This is a genomic window from Mesorhizobium sp. M7D.F.Ca.US.004.01.2.1 (assembly GCF_003997785.1).
GTDB classification, from domain to species: domain Bacteria; phylum Pseudomonadota; class Alphaproteobacteria; order Rhizobiales; family Rhizobiaceae; genus Mesorhizobium; species Mesorhizobium loti.
In genome coordinates, this window is the sequence record NZ_RZRQ01000597.1 from 1 (window position 1) to 2,016 (window position 2,016).

The following is a 2,016-nucleotide window of genomic DNA, read 5'->3' on the forward strand; positions in this document are numbered from 1 at the left end:
TTGGTGGACGTCGGGCGGCGAGGCGGCGGCGGTTGCGGAACTTGCCAAGGCATTCGATGCGACCGGCAATCATTGGGTGGACGGCGCCATTGCCGGTTCCGGCGGCACGGCGCGGCCGATCATGATCAGTCGCATCACCGGTGGCGATCCGATGGGCGCCACGCAATTCAACCATGGCCGGCAGGCGGAAGAGCTGGTGCAGGCCGGCCTGATGCGCGATCTCACCGACGTCGCCACCAAGGGTAAGTGGACGGAAGTCGTCCGGCCGAAGAGCCTGCTCGACAGCTGCACCATCGACGGCAAGATCTATTGCGTGCCCGTCAACATCCATTCCTGGCAGTGGCTGTGGCTGTCCAACGAGGCCTTCGAGAAGGCCGGCGTGCCGATGCCGAAGGACTGGAATGAATTCGTCGCGGCAGCGCCCGCGCTGGAAAAGGCCGGCATCATCCCGCTCGCCGTCGGCGGACAGGCCTGGCAGTCCTCCGGCGCCTTCGACGTGCTGCTTGCGGCAGTGGGCGGCACGGATACGTTCCTCAAGGTCTACAAGGACAAGGATGCCAAGTTCGCCGCCGGGCCCGAAGTCGCCAAGGTCTTCAAGGCCGCGGACGATGCCCGCAAGATGGCGAAGAACACCAATGTGCAGGACTGGAACCAGGCGACCAACCTGGTCATCACCGGCAAGGCCGGCGGCCAGATCATGGGCGACTGGGCGCAAGGCGAGTTCCAGGTTGCCGGCAAGACCGCCGGCAAGGACTATACCTGCCTGCCAGGCCTTGGGCTTAACGAAGTCATCGCCACCGGCGGCGACGCTTTCTACTTCCCGGTGCTCAAGGATGCCGAAAAGTCCAAGGCGCAGGATGTGCTGGCCGAGACGCTGCTCGATCCCAAGACGCAGGTCGCCTTCAACCTCAAGAAGGGTTCCCTGCCGGTGCGCGGCGACGTCGATCTCAATGCGGCGAACGACTGCATGAAGAAGGGCCTCGCCATCCTCGCCAAGGGCGCCGTCATACCGTGGACGGACCAGCTGCTTTCGCAGGACACCCAGAAGCAGAAGGAAGATCTCTTCGCCGAGTTCTTCGCCAAGCCGGAGCTGACCGTCGAAGAGGCGCAGAAGCGCTTCGCCGACCTCATCGCTTCGGCGGACTGACGTTGGAGGCAACCCACCTCGCTCCCGGCCTTGCGAATGCAAGGCCGGGAGCACAATGCCCTTACCCAGCCCGGCTGACGAGATGAGCAAGAGCGAACGTCCCAATCCGCTGTTCCGCAACCTCAATGCGAAGGTCGCCTCGATTCCGATGATCCTCACCGCAGTGGTGGTTTTCGTCGGCGGCACCGTTTGGACGGTGCTCTATTCCTTCACCAATTCGAAGCTCTTGCCGCGGCTGAATTTCGTCGGGCTCGACCAGTATTACCGGCTGTGGGCGACGCCGCGCTGGCTGATCTCGATCGAGAATCTGTTGATCTACGGCGTGATCTCGCTGGTGTTCTCGCTGGTCATCGGCTTCCTGCTTGCTGCGCTGCTCGACCAGAAGATCCGCTTCGAGGACACGTTCCGCACCATCTTCCTCTATCCGTTCGCGCTTTCCTTCATCGTCACCGGCCTGGTCTGGCAATGGCTGCTCAATCCCGATTTCGGCGTCCAGCACGTGGTGCGGGACCTCGGCTGGACGAGCTTCAGCTTCGACCCGCTCTACAATTCCAGTATCGTCATCTACGGCATATCGATCGCGGCACTGTGGCAGGGCACTGGGCTCATCATGTGCCTGATGCTGGCCGGCCTGCGCGGCATCGACGAGGATATCTGGAAGGCAGCGCGAGTGGATGGGATACCGATGTGGAAGACCTATCTGTTCATCGTCATCCCGATGATGCGGCCGGTCTTCATCACCACGCTGGTCATCATCGCGTCGGGCATCGTCAAGGTCTATGACCTCGTCGTGGCCCAGACCAGCGGCGGCCCGGGCATCGCTTCCGAAGTGCCGGCCAAATACGTCTACGACTACATGTTCTTCGCCC

2 protein-coding genes are annotated in these 2,016 nt (G+C 62.6%); both read left to right on the forward strand.

Features of this window, described 5'->3' with window-relative positions; all coding sequences use genetic code 11:
- On the forward strand, nucleotides 1-1,147 hold a 1,147-nt coding region (locus tag EN993_RS35225), incomplete at its 5' end, for an ABC transporter substrate-binding protein (protein ID WP_164758040.1).
- 82 nt (nucleotides 1,148-1,229) lie between these two features.
- The coding region (locus EN993_RS35230; RefSeq protein WP_164758041.1) for a sugar ABC transporter permease at nucleotides 1,230-2,016 on the forward strand (787 nt) is incomplete at its 3' end.